At 44.3% G+C, this 17,479-nt stretch carries 7 protein-coding genes; 1 reads left to right on the top strand and 6 read right to left on the bottom strand.

Going from position 1 to position 17,479, the window contains the following annotated elements; translation table 11 throughout:
* Positions 1-610: 610 nt before the first annotated feature.
* Positions 611-6,070: a trifunctional serine/threonine-protein kinase/ATP-binding protein/sensor histidine kinase gene (locus V7L31_RS17010; RefSeq protein WP_334697329.1), complete on the bottom strand. Its 5,460-nt coding sequence runs from the start codon at positions 6,068-6,070 to the stop codon at positions 611-613.
* Between the two features lie 565 nt (positions 6,071-6,635).
* Here V7L31_RS17010 and V7L31_RS17005 point away from each other — a divergent pair.
* Positions 6,636-8,699 carry a S9 family peptidase gene (locus V7L31_RS17005; RefSeq protein WP_334697328.1) on the top strand — a complete coding sequence of 688 codons (2,064 nt, stop codon included), beginning with the start codon at positions 6,636-6,638 and terminating at the stop codon, positions 8,697-8,699.
* Between the two features lie 313 nt (positions 8,700-9,012).
* Here the strand turns inward: V7L31_RS17005 and V7L31_RS17000 are convergent, their stop codons facing one another.
* The 5 genes from V7L31_RS17000 to V7L31_RS16980 form a co-directional block, all read right to left on the bottom strand.
* Positions 9,013-11,277, bottom strand: coding sequence for a chemotaxis protein CheA (locus V7L31_RS17000; RefSeq protein ID WP_334697327.1), 2,265 nt, complete (start codon positions 11,275-11,277; stop codon positions 9,013-9,015).
* Between the two features lie 38 nt (positions 11,278-11,315).
* Positions 11,316-12,569, bottom strand: a complete 1,254-nt coding sequence (locus V7L31_RS16995; RefSeq protein WP_334697326.1) for a GAF domain-containing protein — start codon at positions 12,567-12,569, stop codon at positions 11,316-11,318.
* 151 nt (positions 12,570-12,720) lie between these two features.
* Positions 12,721-13,746 (bottom strand): chemotaxis protein CheW, encoded by a 1,026-nt coding sequence (locus V7L31_RS16990; protein ID WP_334697325.1) that lies wholly within the window; start codon positions 13,744-13,746, stop codon positions 12,721-12,723.
* 91 nt (positions 13,747-13,837) lie between these two features.
* A complete protein-coding gene (locus V7L31_RS16985; protein ID WP_334697324.1) occupies positions 13,838-14,224 on the bottom strand; it encodes a four helix bundle protein in 387 nt (128 codons plus the stop codon).
* 89 nt (positions 14,225-14,313) lie between these two features.
* On the bottom strand, positions 14,314-17,451 hold the full coding sequence (locus V7L31_RS16980; protein ID WP_334697323.1) for a hybrid sensor histidine kinase/response regulator: 3,138 nt from the start codon (positions 17,449-17,451) through the stop codon (positions 14,314-14,316).
* Between the last annotated feature and the right edge of the window lie 28 nt (positions 17,452-17,479).

The raw sequence follows: 17,479 nt of genomic DNA, 5'->3' as shown, positions 1-17,479 counted from the left end.
TCGAGGACAAGTTATCACTTGGTTAACGCCACATAATTTATACAAGTTTAAAATCAATATTTAGTATTGCAAGTATGCATGAAGGATACTCATCATCAAACCAAGATACAGAAACGCGGTTGTTAAACTTAGGGCTGCCTATTTTTAATTTATGATAATCAACTTGAAAATATCACAGATGTTTTCCTAAGTAAATACCCTAGTTAAGAATTATGTAATAAAAAAACTTTAAATTTATAAATTATGTTTTACAAATTGTTGATACAGAGATTTACAGTATCATTGATGGCGAAAAACAATGAACTTTCCTTGTTAAAAAATAGTACCCATGACCGATTATGAAAGAATTCTCCATCACTTTTTTGCTAGCCTAATTTAATAAGAAAGGTAAAGGCGAAGATTTTTTACCCCCCAAGAAGAATCAACTATTAAATTTATGAAGGAAAGACAAGAACTGCCTTCAGTAAATTTACTAGTTTAATTAACATGAAGTTATTTGCAAAGAATCGCGCGCAGGCGTAGCCCGTCGTAGACATCGCCTGCTATACAAAAGCTCTAGAATTCAGAAATAGCAAAAGTTTGCTGAGAGTAACAGAAGAGGGGTAATTGTTCAATAGATAGGGAGAACAATCTCAAATTCAGTTCCTTCAGTTGGCTGAGAACGCACAGTTAAAGTACCGCGATGTTGTTGGATAATAGAGTAGCTAACAAATAACCCCAAACCTTGACCACGGCCAACGGGCTTTGTGGTAAAAAACGGTTCAAAAATCCGCTCTTGCAGGCTTATAGGAATTGTACTATCTGTATTAGCGATCGCAATTCGTAACCATTCACGATCTATCACTCCAGTACAAATCCGAATTTCTGGATGTTCGCTGTTTTGGGCATTATCTCGAATCGCATCAATGGCATTGTTAATAATATTCAGGAAGACTTGATTCAACTGACTAGGATAGCAAGTCACCAGAGGTAAATTGCCATACTCCTTGATGATGCGCACTTCGGGTTGATTTTCAGAAGCTTGTAAACGATGTTGCAAAATTAACAGCGTACTTTCAAGACCACTGTGTAAATCTACAGCTTTGATTTCGGCTTCATCTAAGCGAACAAAGTTGCGTAAACTCTGGACAATTTGGCTGATGCGATGACTACCAACCTTCATAGATTCTAAGGTTTGATTGGCATCTTCAAACAGAAAATCGAGATCAATTTCTTCCCGTTTATCTTGAATAGCTCGACTAGGTTGGGGATATTCCTGCTCATAAAGCATCAGCAAACTCATCATGTCTGCGACATAATTTTCTGTATGGGTCAGATTACCCTTAATAAAATTAACTGGATTGTTAATCTCGTGAGCAATACCAGCTACCAATTGACCGAGGGATGACATTTTTTCGCTATGAATTAATTGTCCTTGAGTTTGTTGCAATTTTTTCAAGGTCTGCTCTAAATCTTGGGCTTTTTGGTTGAGAGCTTGGGTTTTGTGTTCTACTTCTGCTTCTAGGGTGCAAGAATAGTTTTCGGTTTGTTGATACAGACGGGCATTTTCCACAGAGATAGCGGCTTGACTAGTTAGGAGTTGGAGAATCTCGATGCGATCGCTGGTAAAAGCGCCTAAAGTTAAGTTGTTCTCTAGGTACAAAATACCGCTGAGTTTTCCTTGGCGACTAATGGGAGTGCATAAAACAGATTTGGGTTGGTGAGTGATAATGTAGCGATCGCTGGCAAATTGCACTGAATCACTCAAGTCTTCAAACACAGCCGTCTCTTGAGTTCTGGCTACTGTATAAATCAAACTTTGGGGAATTTCTGGGTATTGCTCCAGGGGAATTTCTAAGGTTTTTACCAGTTGTTGATCGCCTTGAGCTACAACTAACCATTGTTCCTCTTGGTGAAGAACTAAATGACCGATTTGTGCGCCAGCATTGGCGATCGTAATCTCCATTAAGGTTGCCAACAGTTTCTCTAATTCAATTTCTTGAGAGATGGCTTGTGCGGCTTTCATCACCGCTTGCAAATCTAAGTATAAATTTTGCTTGCTAGAGCTTTTAGTTACACTTCTCATCAAAGTTGAGGTGATGGTTAGCCCAGATGCGATCGCAAGATTAGTCGGTTGGAGAATGGCTGTTAGCAGTTGCGGATATTGTTGTTCTAAATGGGCGACTTTCGCCTTTGCACCCCAATGGGCGTAGCAGTAGTAGGCTTCTTGGATATATTCTGCGGCCAGCTTCTCTTTGCCCCAAGCTAGGTAGAATTTGGCAGCTAGCTCATTGCTGAGTGCTTCTTCTTGGATATAACTGTTTTCTTTTGCCCCCTGAATGGCTTTTTCATAGTAGGTCATTGCGTCTAAATGACCCAAAAATTTTGCCCGCTCTGCTTCAACTAAATCGTATTTGTGTTGATAATTAGCGGGAGCATGGAATGCCCACTGACTCATCAATTTCTGGTTTTCTGCAACTTTTTCTAGTGCCCATTGTTGCTCTGCTTCATTGCCATTTGAACAGGTAGCCAGAAGAGTAAGAGAGTAGTAGAAATTATGTTCTGCAAACTGCAAGAAGCCAACCATGTTTCCCTGGTATTTTTCGGCTTCTTTAGCATGGATAAGTGCCTGCTGATAGTCCTGAAAGATGAACAGAAGAATCGTCTTTGCCAGATGGAGTAGGAACAGAAGAGTTCCGTTTTGAGTTTCAATTAAAATCGACAGCATTTTCCCCTCATCGAAACTCTCTCCAACGAGTATTAGAGGATCTTCTGCTGCTCCCATCAAATTCAACACGAGCTGACGACAAATCTGCCCGAAATAAATTTGATACTCTTGTTTGAATTTCAACAACAGATCGATGTATTTTTGCTGTTGCTGATTCACCTGCTCCAGTGGTTCGCCGACGAAGAAAAGATAGTTGCAGTAAGAAGTGGCGTTGTAGCAGGCATACTCGACATCACCCGCTTCTAATCCAATCTGAATAGCTTCACGTAGGGGAGCGATCGTTTTGCGAACGGGTTCCCGCCAGTGGCGCACAAACACATCAAAAATGTTAATCACTTTTGCATGCAATTTCCTGTCGTTGAATAGCTCCAGCAATTTTAATCCTAATTGTCCAAACCGATAGCCTCTTTCAATTCCGGTTGGGCTACCACATAAAACCAGACCATAAAAGGTGTAGCCAAATGCCGAAAATGCCGAGTTGCCAAATTGAATCGATAGGTTCACTAGTGTGTAAGCAATCAGTGGTAACATATCTGGTTTAGCGTTCAGGCTGGGAGTAAGCATTGCGATCGCAATTCGCATGGCTGCCAATTTATGCGGATCGAGCATCTCTGGCAGGTTCATTAAATCCTCGATCGCTAACTCCTGTGGGGGTTCTTTAAACAGGGGTTCACCCAAAAACTCCAGCACTTGTAGACAGATATCGATCGCTGCCAACATTTGATTTTGAGCAATGTAGAAATAGATTTTGATTTCATACATCTTCACCTTTTGCAGCAAATCCTGGGCGTGCTGAAGAACAATTTCTGAAAGCTGTTCTGCCTGCTCGAAATGGGCAGTTAGGTACTCAATTTCAGCCGCTTCTGTATAAAGGGCAAGGGTCAGGTCGTAATGATCTTCCCAACCGTTTTCTGGAAGCACTGCCAGTCCTGCTGTGAAGTATTTACTTGCCGTTTCATAGGCGGTTGCAGCCTTGGCTTTTTGTCCTGCTTGCAGATTCATTTGAGCCAGTTCATTCCGTTGAACTAGATCCAATTCTTGCAGCCTAGAGATTTCGTCACCATTTTGTGCATTCAACAATCCGGGAGAAGTTTTTTGAGATGTTAATCTCAGACCGTAATTTAATTGATTGACAATTTCAAAAATTTTCCCTTCTCGCTCTGTTTCCGGCGTATTTGCCCACAGTTGTTGCCCGATTTTGAAGTGGGTAGACTGTTTTTGATCTTCTGGAATCAGACTGTAAGCAGCTTGTTGGACGCGATCGTGCAAGAATTTATAAGGAACGACAATCTCACCATCGCGATAGATGTTGTCTGAGTTATTTGATTGGAAGAACTTGTAGGTTTCACTAATGGGGAGAATCAGCCCTTCTTGTAACGCCGTCCATAGGTTGGATGCCATATCAACAAGTGATGTTTCAGAGACCCTTGCCAAGGTCTTCAAATCAAATTGGTTGCCAATACAAGCCGCCAGTTTCAAAAGCTCCTGTGTATCCACCGGAAGTTTCTGCAACTGCAAGGCCATGAACTCTACCACTCCATCGGTCAATGCTAACTGCCGCACCGAAGCCAAGTCACATTGCCAGTAACCCAATTCTGGCTGGAACTGAATCCAACCCTCCTCGTGCAGTGCTTTGAGAAACTGCGTTGTAAAAAAGGGATTCCCTTGGGTTTTCTGATATACCAATTGTGTTAAGGGTTGAGCCACTTCCTTGGGACAACTTAAGGTGTCTGCCACCAAATGATTCACCGTTATTTCTAACAAGGGTTCTAGGGTAATCGTATTGACGATAGCTTGGGCTTGCTGAATCTGTTCCAGCGTCAGTATCAAGGGATGAGTCGGAAAAACTTCATTATCTCGATAGGCACCGAGAATAAGTAAATATCCAGAACTGGTTTCACTCGTCAATAATTGCAGCAAGTTCAGAGAAGCCGAATCTGCCCATTGCAAGTCATCTAGAAATATTACTAGAGGATGCTCAGGGGTGGTAAAAACCTGGATAAATTTCTGAAAGAGCAAATTGAAACGATTTTGGACAGCACTACCAGATAGTTCCGGGACTGGGGGCTGTCGACCGATAATTCGCTCTAGTTCAGGAATCACATCAACGATCGCTTGTCCGTTTTCACCCACCGCCGCCAAAATTTTCGCTTTCCACGCCGCCAATTGGACATTACTCTCACTTAGCAATTGTCCCATCAAATCACGAAAGGCTTGCATAAAGGCACTGAAGGGGATATTACGCTCCAACTGGTCGTACTTGCCTTTGATGAAGTAACCGCGTTGTCTGACAATCGGTTTATGGACTTCATTGATCGCCGCAGTTTTACCAATCCCGGAAAATCCTGCTACTAGCATCATTTCTGAACTGCCATTAGCGACACGCTCAAAAGCTTTGAGCAAGGTTGCAACTTCTGTTTCTCGCCCATAAAGTTTTTCGGGAATTGTGAAGCGATCGCACACATCCCGTTGTCCCAAGACAAAGGTTTCTATTCTCCCCGTTGCTTTCCATTGATTGATACAGCATTCTAAATCATGCTTCAAACCCAAGGCGCTCTGATACCGATCTTCGGCATTTTTCGCCATCAACTTCAATACTATCTCTGAGGCGATCGCGGGAATTTCTGGATTAATACTGTGTAGAGCAAGTGGAAGCTTGGCTAAATGACAGTGTACTAACTCCATTGGCTCGTGGGACTCAAACGGTAATTGTCCGGTCAAAAGTTCGTATAATGTCACACCTAAAGCATAGAAGTCACTGCGGTAATCAATACCACGATTCATTCGTCCGGTTTGCTCTGGAGAAAGATAGGCAAGGGTTCCTTCCAGAACATTGGGATTTTGGATTTCCTGGTTTTCGCGCGGGAGGAGAGAGGCAATGCTGAAGTCAATCAGCTTGACTTGGTGCGATTCTGGATGAATCAGAATGTTGGCGGGTTTGATATCTTTGTGGATAACTCGATGCTGGCAGATATCATGGAGAATATCAGCAATTTGTCGGGCTATTTCTAAAATTTCCTGTAAAGATAGGGAATAGTTTTGGGTATAATCCCGTAGGGAAATGCCGCCAAAGTCTTCCATCACTAGGGCATAGCTGTTACCGTATGCTTCTAGGCTTAATGGATGGATTATGCCAGGAATGTTAAGATTTTTGGTGATTGTATACTGGTTACGAAACTGTAATAATTCGCTAAAAGTAGGGTAGTCTTGCTGTAATAGTTTAATCACCACTGGACGCTGACTTGACTCCTGCACTGCTCGATAAACTATTGTCTGAGAACCTGCATAGAGCTGCTCAACAATGGCATAACCTGGGATATAGGGCAATAGATTTGAATCGGGGATTGCTGCCAGTGTCGTCATAGCGTCAAGTTAAAATCTTTAGAAGAAGTTTATAACTTTAATATTCCCCAATAATTTGGCAAAATAAACATTCCGTAACTTGTATACATAATTAATAATTAGGACTTGCTGAAAAACAAAGAGAAGTTCACAGTATATTATGTTTGATCAATACGGAATTCAAAAATGCAACGATTGCTACTATACGTACATTCTTATTAAAGCTATGAGGCGTTATTACTATTAGCAGAAGACGAATTTTAATTGCAACAAGTAGTGCTTGCCCTTATTACAAGAACATTTTTGCAACAGGCAGTGATCCCAAGACTTCAGCTATTGCAACCCAACGGCGTACTCGCCATCCCACATTTTCACGGTGCAACTAAAGTCACTCTCAAGCAAAAAGAACTAACTTTTATCCAGAATTACTTTCAAAATTTTTAGAATCGCTCTTATGCCCTTACAATCTGTGTAATTCGTTTTTTAATCATATTGGGGCGATTTGGTACTTCATTCATGGTTAAAATGCAGAATTGATAAAGATTTTAACCTTGCCACCACTTCCGTATCACTCCCTCCCAAAAGTATGATAAAAAAGCTCACAAAAATCGCTTTGGCTTGCAGTGTTTTAGTAACGATAAGCGCTATCAATATTCAGGTTAAAGCCCAAGAAAAACGCCTGCTAACACTCGACGATCAATTCGCCTTTCGCCAAATTAGCGATCCCCAACTTTCTCCCTCTGGAGACTGGATTGCTTACACAGTAACTAATACCGATTTAAAAAATGATACACGAGATAACCATATTTACATGACTTCTTGGGATGGCTCCCAAACATTACAGTTAACTAACGGTAACGATAGTGAATACAATCCTCAGTTTAGCCCAGATGGTAAATATCTAGCTTTTCGCTCCAGCCGTGAATCTGGAAAACAGCAAATTTGGTTGCTCAACTTAGCAGGCGGTGAAGCTGAGAAAATATCTGACTTTGCTGGTGATGTTAGCGATTTTGTCTGGTCTGGTGACAGTAGACGACTAGCCGTAATTGCCTCCTCACCAGCCCCAGAAACTCCCTTTAATGGTAAAACCCCACCACCGATTGTTATCGATCTGTTTCACTTCCAAGAAGATGGTGTCGGTTTTATCGATAAAAGTCGTGAACATCTTTATGTATTGGACTTAGCAACTCGCAAAACAGATATTCTCACTCCAGGTTCATTTAATGAGTCTTTACCTGCTTGGTCACCTGATGGCAAAAATATTGCTTTTGTGAGCAAACGTGGTCAAGAGAGCGATCACAATAATAATTGGGATCTGTATGCAATCGCCGCCCAATCGGGAGCCAAAGCCCGTCAGCTAACTACCTTTATTGGGCCTGACTCCGCTCCTGATTGGGATAGCCGTCCGGTTTGGAGTCCAGATGGGAAGTCAATTGCTTATTTGCAGGGAGGTTCACCCAAACTTATTGAGTACGCAGTTCATCATCTCGCCATTATCCCCGCCGAGGGAGGTACTCCCCTTCTACTAACTGCCAACCTCGATCGCAATGTTGCCAAACCGCGCTTTACCACAGATGGTAAATCAATACTGTTTTTAATCGAAGATGATGGCAATGTTCACCTAGCAAAAATACCTGTAACTGGTGGCAAAATTGAGCGATTCTTAGCAGGAAGACAAGAGATTAGTAAATTTGATTTAGGACGCGATGGCAAAATCGCTTTACTTTCCTCAACACCACAACAACCAAATGCAGTCTTTGCCTTTAATGGTAAAAATTTGCGTTTAATATCACACCAAAACGATCAGTTACTAGCGCAGTTAAATTTAGCAACTACAGATGAAATCAGCTTTTTGAGTAAAGATGGTACAGAAATTCATGGCTTTCTTGTTAAGCCATCTCACTATCAGCCAGGGAAGAAATACCCAACACTGCTAATGTTGCACGGCGGGCCTGTCGGTCAGTTCACAAATCAGTTTAAGTTTAATTGGCAACTGTTTGCGGCTAAAGGTTATGTCGTTGTCGGTGTTAACCCACGTGGAAGTTCAGGTAGAGGTGAAGCTTTTTCCAAAGCGATTTATGCAGACTGGGGAAACAAAGATGCTCAAGATATTATTGCCGGTGCTGATCATGCGATCGCTACCGGAATTGCTTCGCCATCGCGCTTAGGAATTGGTGGGTGGAGTTACGGGGGAATGTTGACCAACTATACTATTGCTCAAGATAACCGCTTTCAAGCCGCAGTCAGTGGGGCTGGTGAATCAAATATTCTAGCGACCTATGGTACTGATGAGTATATTGATGACTATGAACAAGAGCTTGGCGTACCGTGGAAAAACCTCGATGTCTGGCTACGAATTTCTTTCCCATTCCTTCACGCTGACCGCATTGTTACACCAACATTATTTATGGGAGGTGATAGGGATTTTTCTGTACCACTACATAACTCTGAACAGATGTATCAAGCACTCAAAAGTCTGGGAATTGATACCCAGTTAGTAGTTTATCCTGGACAGTCCCACGGAATCAGCAAGCCGAGTTATCAACGTGATGTCCTAGAACGTTATTTAGCTTGGTACGATAAATATCTCACACCCTCAACCGCATCTCCTATTTTTGAGCCAAAATTGAGAAAGAAAAAAAGCAACTAACAAAATTTACTATGAATCGGAGAAATTTGGGCATCTGGTGGCATCTGCTCCCAATTGGGTCGACTGGATGGGGTGACGACCAAGCCCGTTGGGGCGGGGTGTAGAATGGTCGAGTCAAGGATTTGGCGTTGCATAGTTGAAGTATGAATTAGAGCGATCGCTATGCAATGTCCAAGGTGTGCATCAACTCATATCCGCGAGAATAAGAAAAAAGGTAGTAAACAAAATTACATTTGTGTTATTACCATCGACAACAGGAAAAAGGCGCAGCTACTTCCCGAATGCATCTAGGGGTAAAAGCACAGGTATTGATTCAAGTTAGAGATTTTGTGAGAAGATGACCATCCAAAACCAGGCTAAGTTGCCCATTGGCAAGAATGCTAGTTCCTTGGATATAAGCAGCAACTCGGATTGCTTCCCCCAGAGGATGGATTGCAGCGGATTGCTTGCCAATGATGCAATCTACTTCTAAAGCACATCGTTTGTCTAAGTAACTAAATACTAATAAAGGCTTATCTTGCTTGAAAGCATTTAGTGTATTTGTGCTGTAAGTAGTAACTGAGGTAGGAAGCTGGTTAAGACAAGTCAGCACATCAGTCAATAAGTGGATAGGGACGAGCATTTCTGTTGTTAGATCCTCATGAGCATAACCAAGGAAGCCACTGGTGCCAGAAGACTGCAAAAATAACATACGTCCCGCTTGAGTTTGGATGATTTGTTCGGACTGGGATAGACAAATCTGTTCTACAGAATCGGCAATAAATGCATAGACTCTAGAGTTAGCTTGACAGACGATAAGTTGAGCAATTTTTTGATCGAGGGGAATTTGGAGCGAGAAGGCTGTACCATGTCCAGCTTTAGACTTCAATACTATTCTTCCCTGAATAGCTGTTAATTGCTTGCAAACTTCAGTTAATTCTACTCCTAACTCTAAGGCAGCGCGATCGCATAAAACAGATGAAACCTCTGGTTCAAGTACCAGTTCTTGTAAGATATCCCCTGGTTTTGTCAAGTCGATTCCTTGGGCTGAAGCTTGTTGATAAATTTGAGATAAGTTAATTCCTGCGCCATCATCACAGCCATCAATAATCAGTTGATTTCCCTGCTGATAAACCTGAATTTCAATAATACCGTTGCTATTTTTACCTAGCTGTTGGCGTGTTTGACCAGACTCAATACTTTGCTCTAGTAAATAGCAACTTATATGTAACAGGAGAGTATGGAGGCGATCGCTAAATGCCCGATCGACTTGGATATCGCTAATTTGTAAATGTAGTTTAGCAGACTTATCTTGTAGAGCTTGTAACTGAGACCAAAGCCGATGCAACGGTTCTAAGGCTACTTTTAAAGGAATAGTTGTAACTTTTTTGACTAAATTGGCAGAATGGTTAAGTAACTTTTCCTGCTGTATCAGTTCTTGTTTGAGTTGATGATGATTGTTATTCAGCGAATCAACAGTTGATGCCACCTGAGACGCTTCAGCCAAAACAGATTGCAGAGTACTGTATAATTGCTGAGAGCGAGAAGCAGCTAGAGGAGAAAGGGTATCTGAAATTGCTGCTAAACGTCCTGACCATTCCTGTAGATTATCCAGCAGATGTTGTAATCGTTTAACTTGTCGGAGCAACCGCCCGATCGTATGTTGTTGTTCTTCTTGACAGGCTTGCTGATTATATGTAGTTAATAATGTTGCAACTAGCGTGTTTAATTGTTCGAGATGCTTAATATTGATGGGTGTGGCGGTTGGAATACTTGTTGCAACAATGGTAGAAATGGATTCTTGCAAAGAGAGGGGATGGCGATCGCGAACAGATTTAACTAGGGATGCTTCAGTAGGCAGGGAAAAATCCCCCAACCAAGCATGAAAATCTTCTTCTCCATACTCCTCCGGGTTTGCTAGTTCCCCTACATTGATGGGAAACTGCTCGGTATCTACGCGAACAAGGCTGCCAGACTGGGGGGTAGTTTCACAAGAGGCAGGGGGCAGGGGGGTGGAGGAGCAGAGGGGCGGAGGAGCAGAGGGGCGGGGGAGCAGAGGGGCGGGGGAGCAGAGGGGAAAAAAATCTCCCCTGCTCCCCTGCTCCCCTGCTCCCCTGCTCCCTACTCCCTGCTCCCCTGCTTTTTCAGATTCGTGCGGTTGCTCTATCGATGTCTCAAGGTTTGTTTCCTGGGAATCGCCAAACTCTGCTTGTAGATGAGCAACAATGGCAGACATCCGCTCTAGAATTTCTACTTCGTCAATTTGCGAGGCTGTTAAAAATGCCATCAATAGCATCTGTAGACAATCTAATCCTTCTGACAACAGGGAGGCGATTGAGGCGTTGACAGTTGCCCGATACTGATGTAGAAGCTGAAAAATCTCTTCTAGTGCAGCCGCAACTATGGCAATGGCATCTAACTCAGCTGCTATGGCAATCGAATGCAGAGAGCTAGCAGCTTCCATAAGAGCCAAAGCTGTACCAGGGTTACTGTCTTTTGTATAGTTAGGCAACTCCTGCTCCAAGAACAGTAACAAATCGATCGCTTCTTCTAGAAAGCGATCGTCGTTCTGCGGTTGGGGGACAAAATCGGTACTCATGAAAACAACTCTCAGTTTCTATGGGGTTTGTGACAATTTTATGGCTTCGATATTGTTTGGAGGCTACAAGCAGCGATGTCGGCGATCGCTTTGAATTGCTCCTGGATTTGCGCGATTGACTCCAACCCCGCACTAATTTGGCGATCGCACGGTTCGATGGCAGAAGCAACGTCTGCTGCTGCCACCTGGAGTTCCTGGAACCATTCTTCTATATTTAAGGTGCTGTCGCGGGCTTGACGGGCGAGAATTTCCACCTGTTCGGCAGCAACTAACAAACCTCTTTCGCGATCGCTAGCTTTTGTGGCTTCGATGGCTGTATTCAAGGACAAAACCTGAATTTTGGTACTCAAGCCTTCCACAAGGCGAACAAAGCCAGAAGCTTGCTGGCAAAATTCATCAAGATATTCCAGCTGTTTATTAGTAATAGCAACAGTATCTTGAATAGACATTAAATGCTCACCGGCAAGCTCGGCGATTCTTGCTCCTGCTTGTACAGCCTGGCTCACCTGCTGAAATGGCACTAGTAATTCAGAGCGATCGCCGGATTCAGCCTTTTGCTGTTGAGCAGGTGGAGCTACTATTTCAGCCCAACGCAAGTTAATTGTCAACATCATTCCTACTTGTTGTAGCAAACTGCGCTCTGCTTCCTGCCATTGTCGGGGTTGAAGGCAATGATGAATAACTAAAAACCCCCAAGGCTGTTGTTTGACAATCAAGGGCAAGCAGAGGCTAGCTTGCACCTGAAAGCGTTGCCAAAATTGCTGTTGGCGGGGAGTTAATTCTAATACTTCAGTGAGGTTGTTGAGTGAGTTTTGTCCGTCGCCAACATTGGGTTTAGTAACAAACAAATTTATCGGTAAGGATTGGTTGAGCAAGGATGTCCAACCTGCTTGTATAGCTTCAGCGATCGCTCGACTACGATTATCTTCCTCAAAACGATAAATCAAAACGCGATCGGCGTTGAGAACATCTCGCAGGGCGGTGACTGTAACCTCCAAAAGTTCAGCTTGACCCTTTGTCTGCTGCATTTGCCGATCGATGTCCGCAAGTTGTTCTCGCTGGAGTTGAAAAGCCCCTCGAACATTTTGATCGTTGTCAATGGGCGAATCCTTAGCCAAAGCTTGGATAAAAGCTTCGATTTGACTCACCTTCTGCTGCAATTGAGCGACCTTTGGCCCCTTAGCAGATTGAAAGACTGCTTTGATTAGAGCCACATTAGCCAAAATTTCTTCTATCTGGATTTCATTTTCAACAGGCTGGGTTTCAGAATTAGGGTCTAAAGTTGCGATCATCACAGAAAACTCCTTGGCAGCGTGAAAAAAGCAGGGGAGCAGGGGAGCAGGGGAGCAGGGGGGCAGGGGAGCAGGGGAGCAGGGGAGAGTTATTGTACAAGTTCTTTCCCCTCTGCCCCTCTGCCCCTCCGCCCCTGCCCCCTGCCTCTTATCAGTGGGTTTGCCATTGCAATGTCTGGGCGATCGCTCTGGTGTCTAAAATCCAGCGATCGCCTGGCAGAATACCTCGAACAAAATTTAGCAGTTTGTTTGGGGAAAAGTCGGTTGGTGCCGATTGTGCTTGCTGTAAATCCTGCCACTCTACATCGTAGACATGAGCCACCAAAAACCCGATTACCTGATTTTGCAGCTCGATAACCAGAACCATTGGCTTTTCTGGTCGTGACTGCCGCTTCAAAAGCGGCGCATAACCAAGCAAATGTTCCAAGTCAACCACTCGTAGCATCTGTCCTTGCCAATTATAGAAACCTAAAATCCAACTTGGTAAGGCTGGGGCTGGGGAAATTTCTTGGTTAGCGAGATCAATAATGTCCTGTAATGAGTGGAATGGTAGCAATCCACTTCCTCCATCGCCCAAGGAAAAACGCAGAAATCTTTGCCGTTGTTCGCCTGATGTCAGCCCAGGAGATAAGGTTGGGGTTGTTCCGGGTAGCCCCAACTTATCAGCCAATATCTGGCTCATGCCTAGAAGAAGTACTTTGAGTGGTTCTTCGTTTGGTGCTACAGGCAAAACAGCCATGTGGCTCACACAGCTTAACTCCGCCACTTGCCGATAAGACCACGGCACCGGACGCACTGTATCTAAAGGAATATCGATTAAGGCAGGGGGCTTGTCCACAGGAATGCCACAAATTTCCCCAGTCCGGGTTTGAGTTAGAAGTAAGAAGCGCCCTGAAGTGTCAACCGCAGAGGAAACTTGATGCGGCTGTTGGTCTTGTACTTGCGAAATGAACTTTTGGCGCAAGTCGACAATTGTGATGGTTTGCGCTCCCAAATCAACCATCCCGATACCACTTTCAACCGTACTGCTAATCGGGGGACAAGCCATCACCTTGAGAACTGCACCAACTGGCAGGGCAAATAAATAGTCTGTGATCGCAAAAACAACGACTCGTAATGAGTCGCGATCGCTCACAGCGCCAGATAATCGCTTAAACGGAAAGGGAGTGTTAAGCATAGGTCGGTCGGTGTTGAAAACTGTGGTTAGGGGGCAGGGGGGCAGGGGGGCAGGGGAGCAGGGGGGCAGGGGAGCAGGGGAGAAAGAATAATTAACGCTTCATTAGCCAAGGTGAGGGGTCACTAATCATATTTACCAAACCACCTAAGATCCGATTGTAGATTCCATATAATTCTCTGCCTAATTCAACATCCAAATAATTGCACTTAACAGCAAATTCAATCCATGTTTGTGTTTCTGCTGCCTCTGCTTCACAGTCATTGAGTTTAGCCACAAAAGCTGCTTCATATCTACGCTTTCTCCAAGCTTCAGCTAGATTTGCACAAACAGAACGTGATGAGCGACGAATCTGATCAGTTAATGAATACCGCTCCTCGACAGGAAACTTTTTAGAGAGTTCAAAGATTTTCATGGTTGCATCAAATGCCATTTGATAAACTTTCAAGTCTTGATGATTTTTAATTGGTTCTTTTTCCATCTCCATCTACTCCTCTACTCCATTTACTCCCTCTACTCCTCTGCCCCTCTGCCCCCCTGCCCCCCTGCCTCTCTGCTCCCTGCCTTATCTCAGGTATTAACCAGTTCAGCGATCGCGGCGAGGAAGTTCTGTTCTGAATAGGGTTTGGTCATGTAAGCTTTTGCCCCTAGAGCTAAAGCTAATTGGCGGTGCTTCTGTCCGCTACGGGTTGTTAGCATCACCACAGGAACGCCGGACAAACGCTCGTCTTGGCGACGGTGTTCTAAAAACTCAAATCCATTCATACGCGGCATTTCAATGTCACAAATCACTAAATCGACATCATCGTGTTGCAGCATTTGCGCGATCGCCTCTCGACCATCGCCTGCTTGCAACACTTGATAATCGGCTTTCTGGAGTGTCTGCACCAAACTTTGCCTTTGTACAACCGAATCTTCCACTACTAACACTGTCAGCCGATTAGGTTGAGCAACGGCTGTATTGACTTCCATCGGCTGTTGTTGCGGTTGCGTTATCGTTAGCTGGGATTGCTGCCCCTCTAGAGTCAGAACAGGCTCAGGCGCAGGCAATAGTTTAGTTGCAATACTTGATGTCGGGGAAGTCGGCATCATATCTGTCTCCCAAGTCTGCCGAACTAACTCCAACGGGTCAACGATTAGGGTCAGACTACCATTTCCCAACACGCTGTAGCCTTGGATGTAACTAGGTAAAGTCAGGACTCTACCGAGGGATTTAATTACTAATTCCTGCTCGACTAAAATCTGATCGACTTGCAAGCACAAGTATTGATGCTCTGTTTCCAACAGCAGCAGAGGTTCGACGGTGTTCCGTTGTTTGACTGGAAAAGGACTTAGGTTTAAATTGTGGTCTTGAGTGAATAAAGGATATTTGTAATCCAGCAAATTGGCAAGCGGGCGGATGGGAACTAGTTGCAGACTTTGCCCTTCTCCCCACTGCCAGAATTTTTGGCTGCCTTGCCCGTGTAAAGATTGCTGGACTTGAATCTGCTCTGGCTGCGGTAATAAAACCTGGCTAATTCCTTCAGACAGCAAGCCATAAGTAATACCTTGAGATTGACAAACGAGCAAGCGTGCTGTTGTCAAGCTCAGAGGCAATTGTAGGATGAAGGTGGTTCCCTGCCCTGAAAGCGATCGCACCACAATCGAACCTTGTAAAGCTTGCAATTGAGTGCGAACCACATCTAAGCCGATACCACGACCAGATAACTCACCAACCTGCTTGGCGGTAGAAAAGCCTGGTTCAAATAATAAATCTGCCAGTTGGTCTTCTGAGGCGTAGGCGGCTTCTTCGGAAGTCAGCAGGTGTTTTTCTATAGCTCGTTGACGAATGGCTTCCCAGTTTAAGCCTCGACCATCATCCCGTACTTCAATAGTAGTGCGGTTGCCTTGATGATAGGCTTTAATTGTAATCGTTCCGGTTTCTGGTTTACCCTGCTGGCGACGGGTTTCTACCGGTTCAATGCCGTGATCGAAGGCATTGCGAATCATGTGCAGCAAGGGATCGTACAACTGCTCAGAAATGGCTTTATCCACCAGTACCTTCGTACCGCCAAGCTTGAGTTCAACAGGCTTATGATAAGTTGCTACCATCTGTTGCAGCAGCCGGGGTAATCGATTCAACACTGTTCCCAGTGGAACCATTCTGGCTTGCAACAAATCTTCCTGCGCTCCTGAAAGCAGTTGCTTGCGCTTTCCGAGACTGAAACGAGATTGCTGAACTAAGCCATTAACAGCCTCAATCCGTTCTCCTAATTGCACCATGTCTTCTGTAAGATTTTGCAGGAGAATGTGCAACTCGCTATAGTTATCCATTTCTAAGGCATCAAAATTGGATTGTGCCTCGGTAGCAGAGATAACTCGTGGAGATCCATGTATATGTCGCTGCTTGCGTTCGGGAAGCAGCAGATGTCGATCCGACCAAGTAAAAACTTTACTAAGTTGTTGTTGACAGTACAAAAACTGTAGTAGGGTGTCTTGAGCTGCTTTGTGGATGTGGTTAGATTGCAGGTTTTGTTGGTTTTCGCTGATTAGCAATTCCCCAATTGTATGGCTGAGGCGATCGAGTTGTTCTATCGCTACTCTGATACTGGGAAGTGATGCCGATGATTGAGCCTGGAGGCTTGGCGCTGGTGGTGGAGAGGCTGGCCGATCTGAGTCTGAGTATCGGCAGGATGTCTGTGGATCTCCGATCCAGATTGACTGTAAAATCCGCTCTATGGCAGAGGGGACTACTACCGAATCCTGAGAAATAGGTGCTAGTACCTCCGGTGCTTTCACTACGGAGTTATCAGTTCGCTTCGGGAAAAACGACCAAATTGATTCCGCTTCGCTGGCACTGAGGAGGGGGGATGGCTGATTCTCAGTTGTAGTCGTTTCTGTGGGTTGGGCAGCGATCGCAACTGGCTGCCTTTGCGGTTCTGGGACAGGAGTAGTTAGCATTGCCCATTCTCGCAATTGTGGAGATATCTCTCCCCCTTGAGTGCGATCGCCTGCAAGTACTGCTACTTGAGCTGCTTTAAAATTTTCTAAAGCCGCCTGAGCGATTTGCAATACTTTGTCTGGATGCGCTTTGAGCGCGTTTAGGGTCGCTTGGGCAATTTCTTCCAATCCAGATAAGCCATAGGATGCTGCTAGTTCGACAAAAAATTCGGCTTGGGAGTTGAGTGTTGTTTGAATTTGTTGCGGATCTTGGCTTTGAATGTCAGTTTCCAACTGTTGCAAATCCTGGAGTACACTCCCGGAAAAGATTGACTCTACGACATCAAAGCCAAGTTCTTCCGAACTGGGAAGCGGAGCCTCACGACCAAAAAAGTCACCTAGTTTATGTTGAAGTTGGGCAAAGATTGAGGCAGTGCGATCGAGTATTTCTGCCTCATTGCAGGATAAGCCCATCAAGGCAGCACTCAATGGAGTTCGCAGGCATTCATAAGCATCTAGAAGCAAAGCACCCAATTCTGGATCGATTTCCAGTTCTGGAGCGTATAACGCTTGGAATACATCTTCCAAATGATGGGCAATTGTCTGAATAGTTTCTTGCCCAACACTGGCAGCACTCCCTTTGATAGTATGGGCGCTTCGCATCAAGGCATGAACTTTTTCTATTGTTTTTTCATCAAGTAAACCGATTAGATTCTGCTCAATGGTTTGCAATAACTCTGCCGCTTCCGCAAGAAAAGCCTGCTCTTGATTACTGGGATCGGGGTTCATAATACGCTTGGTGTCAAGGAGATTTATC

Origin of the sequence: Nostoc sp., from assembly GCF_036916655.1 — a bacterium.
Lineage (GTDB): Bacteria > Cyanobacteriota > Cyanobacteriia > Cyanobacteriales > Nostocaceae > Nostoc.
The sequence above is the reverse complement of the archived record's forward strand: the minus strand, read 5'-3'. Positions and strand labels throughout refer to the sequence as shown.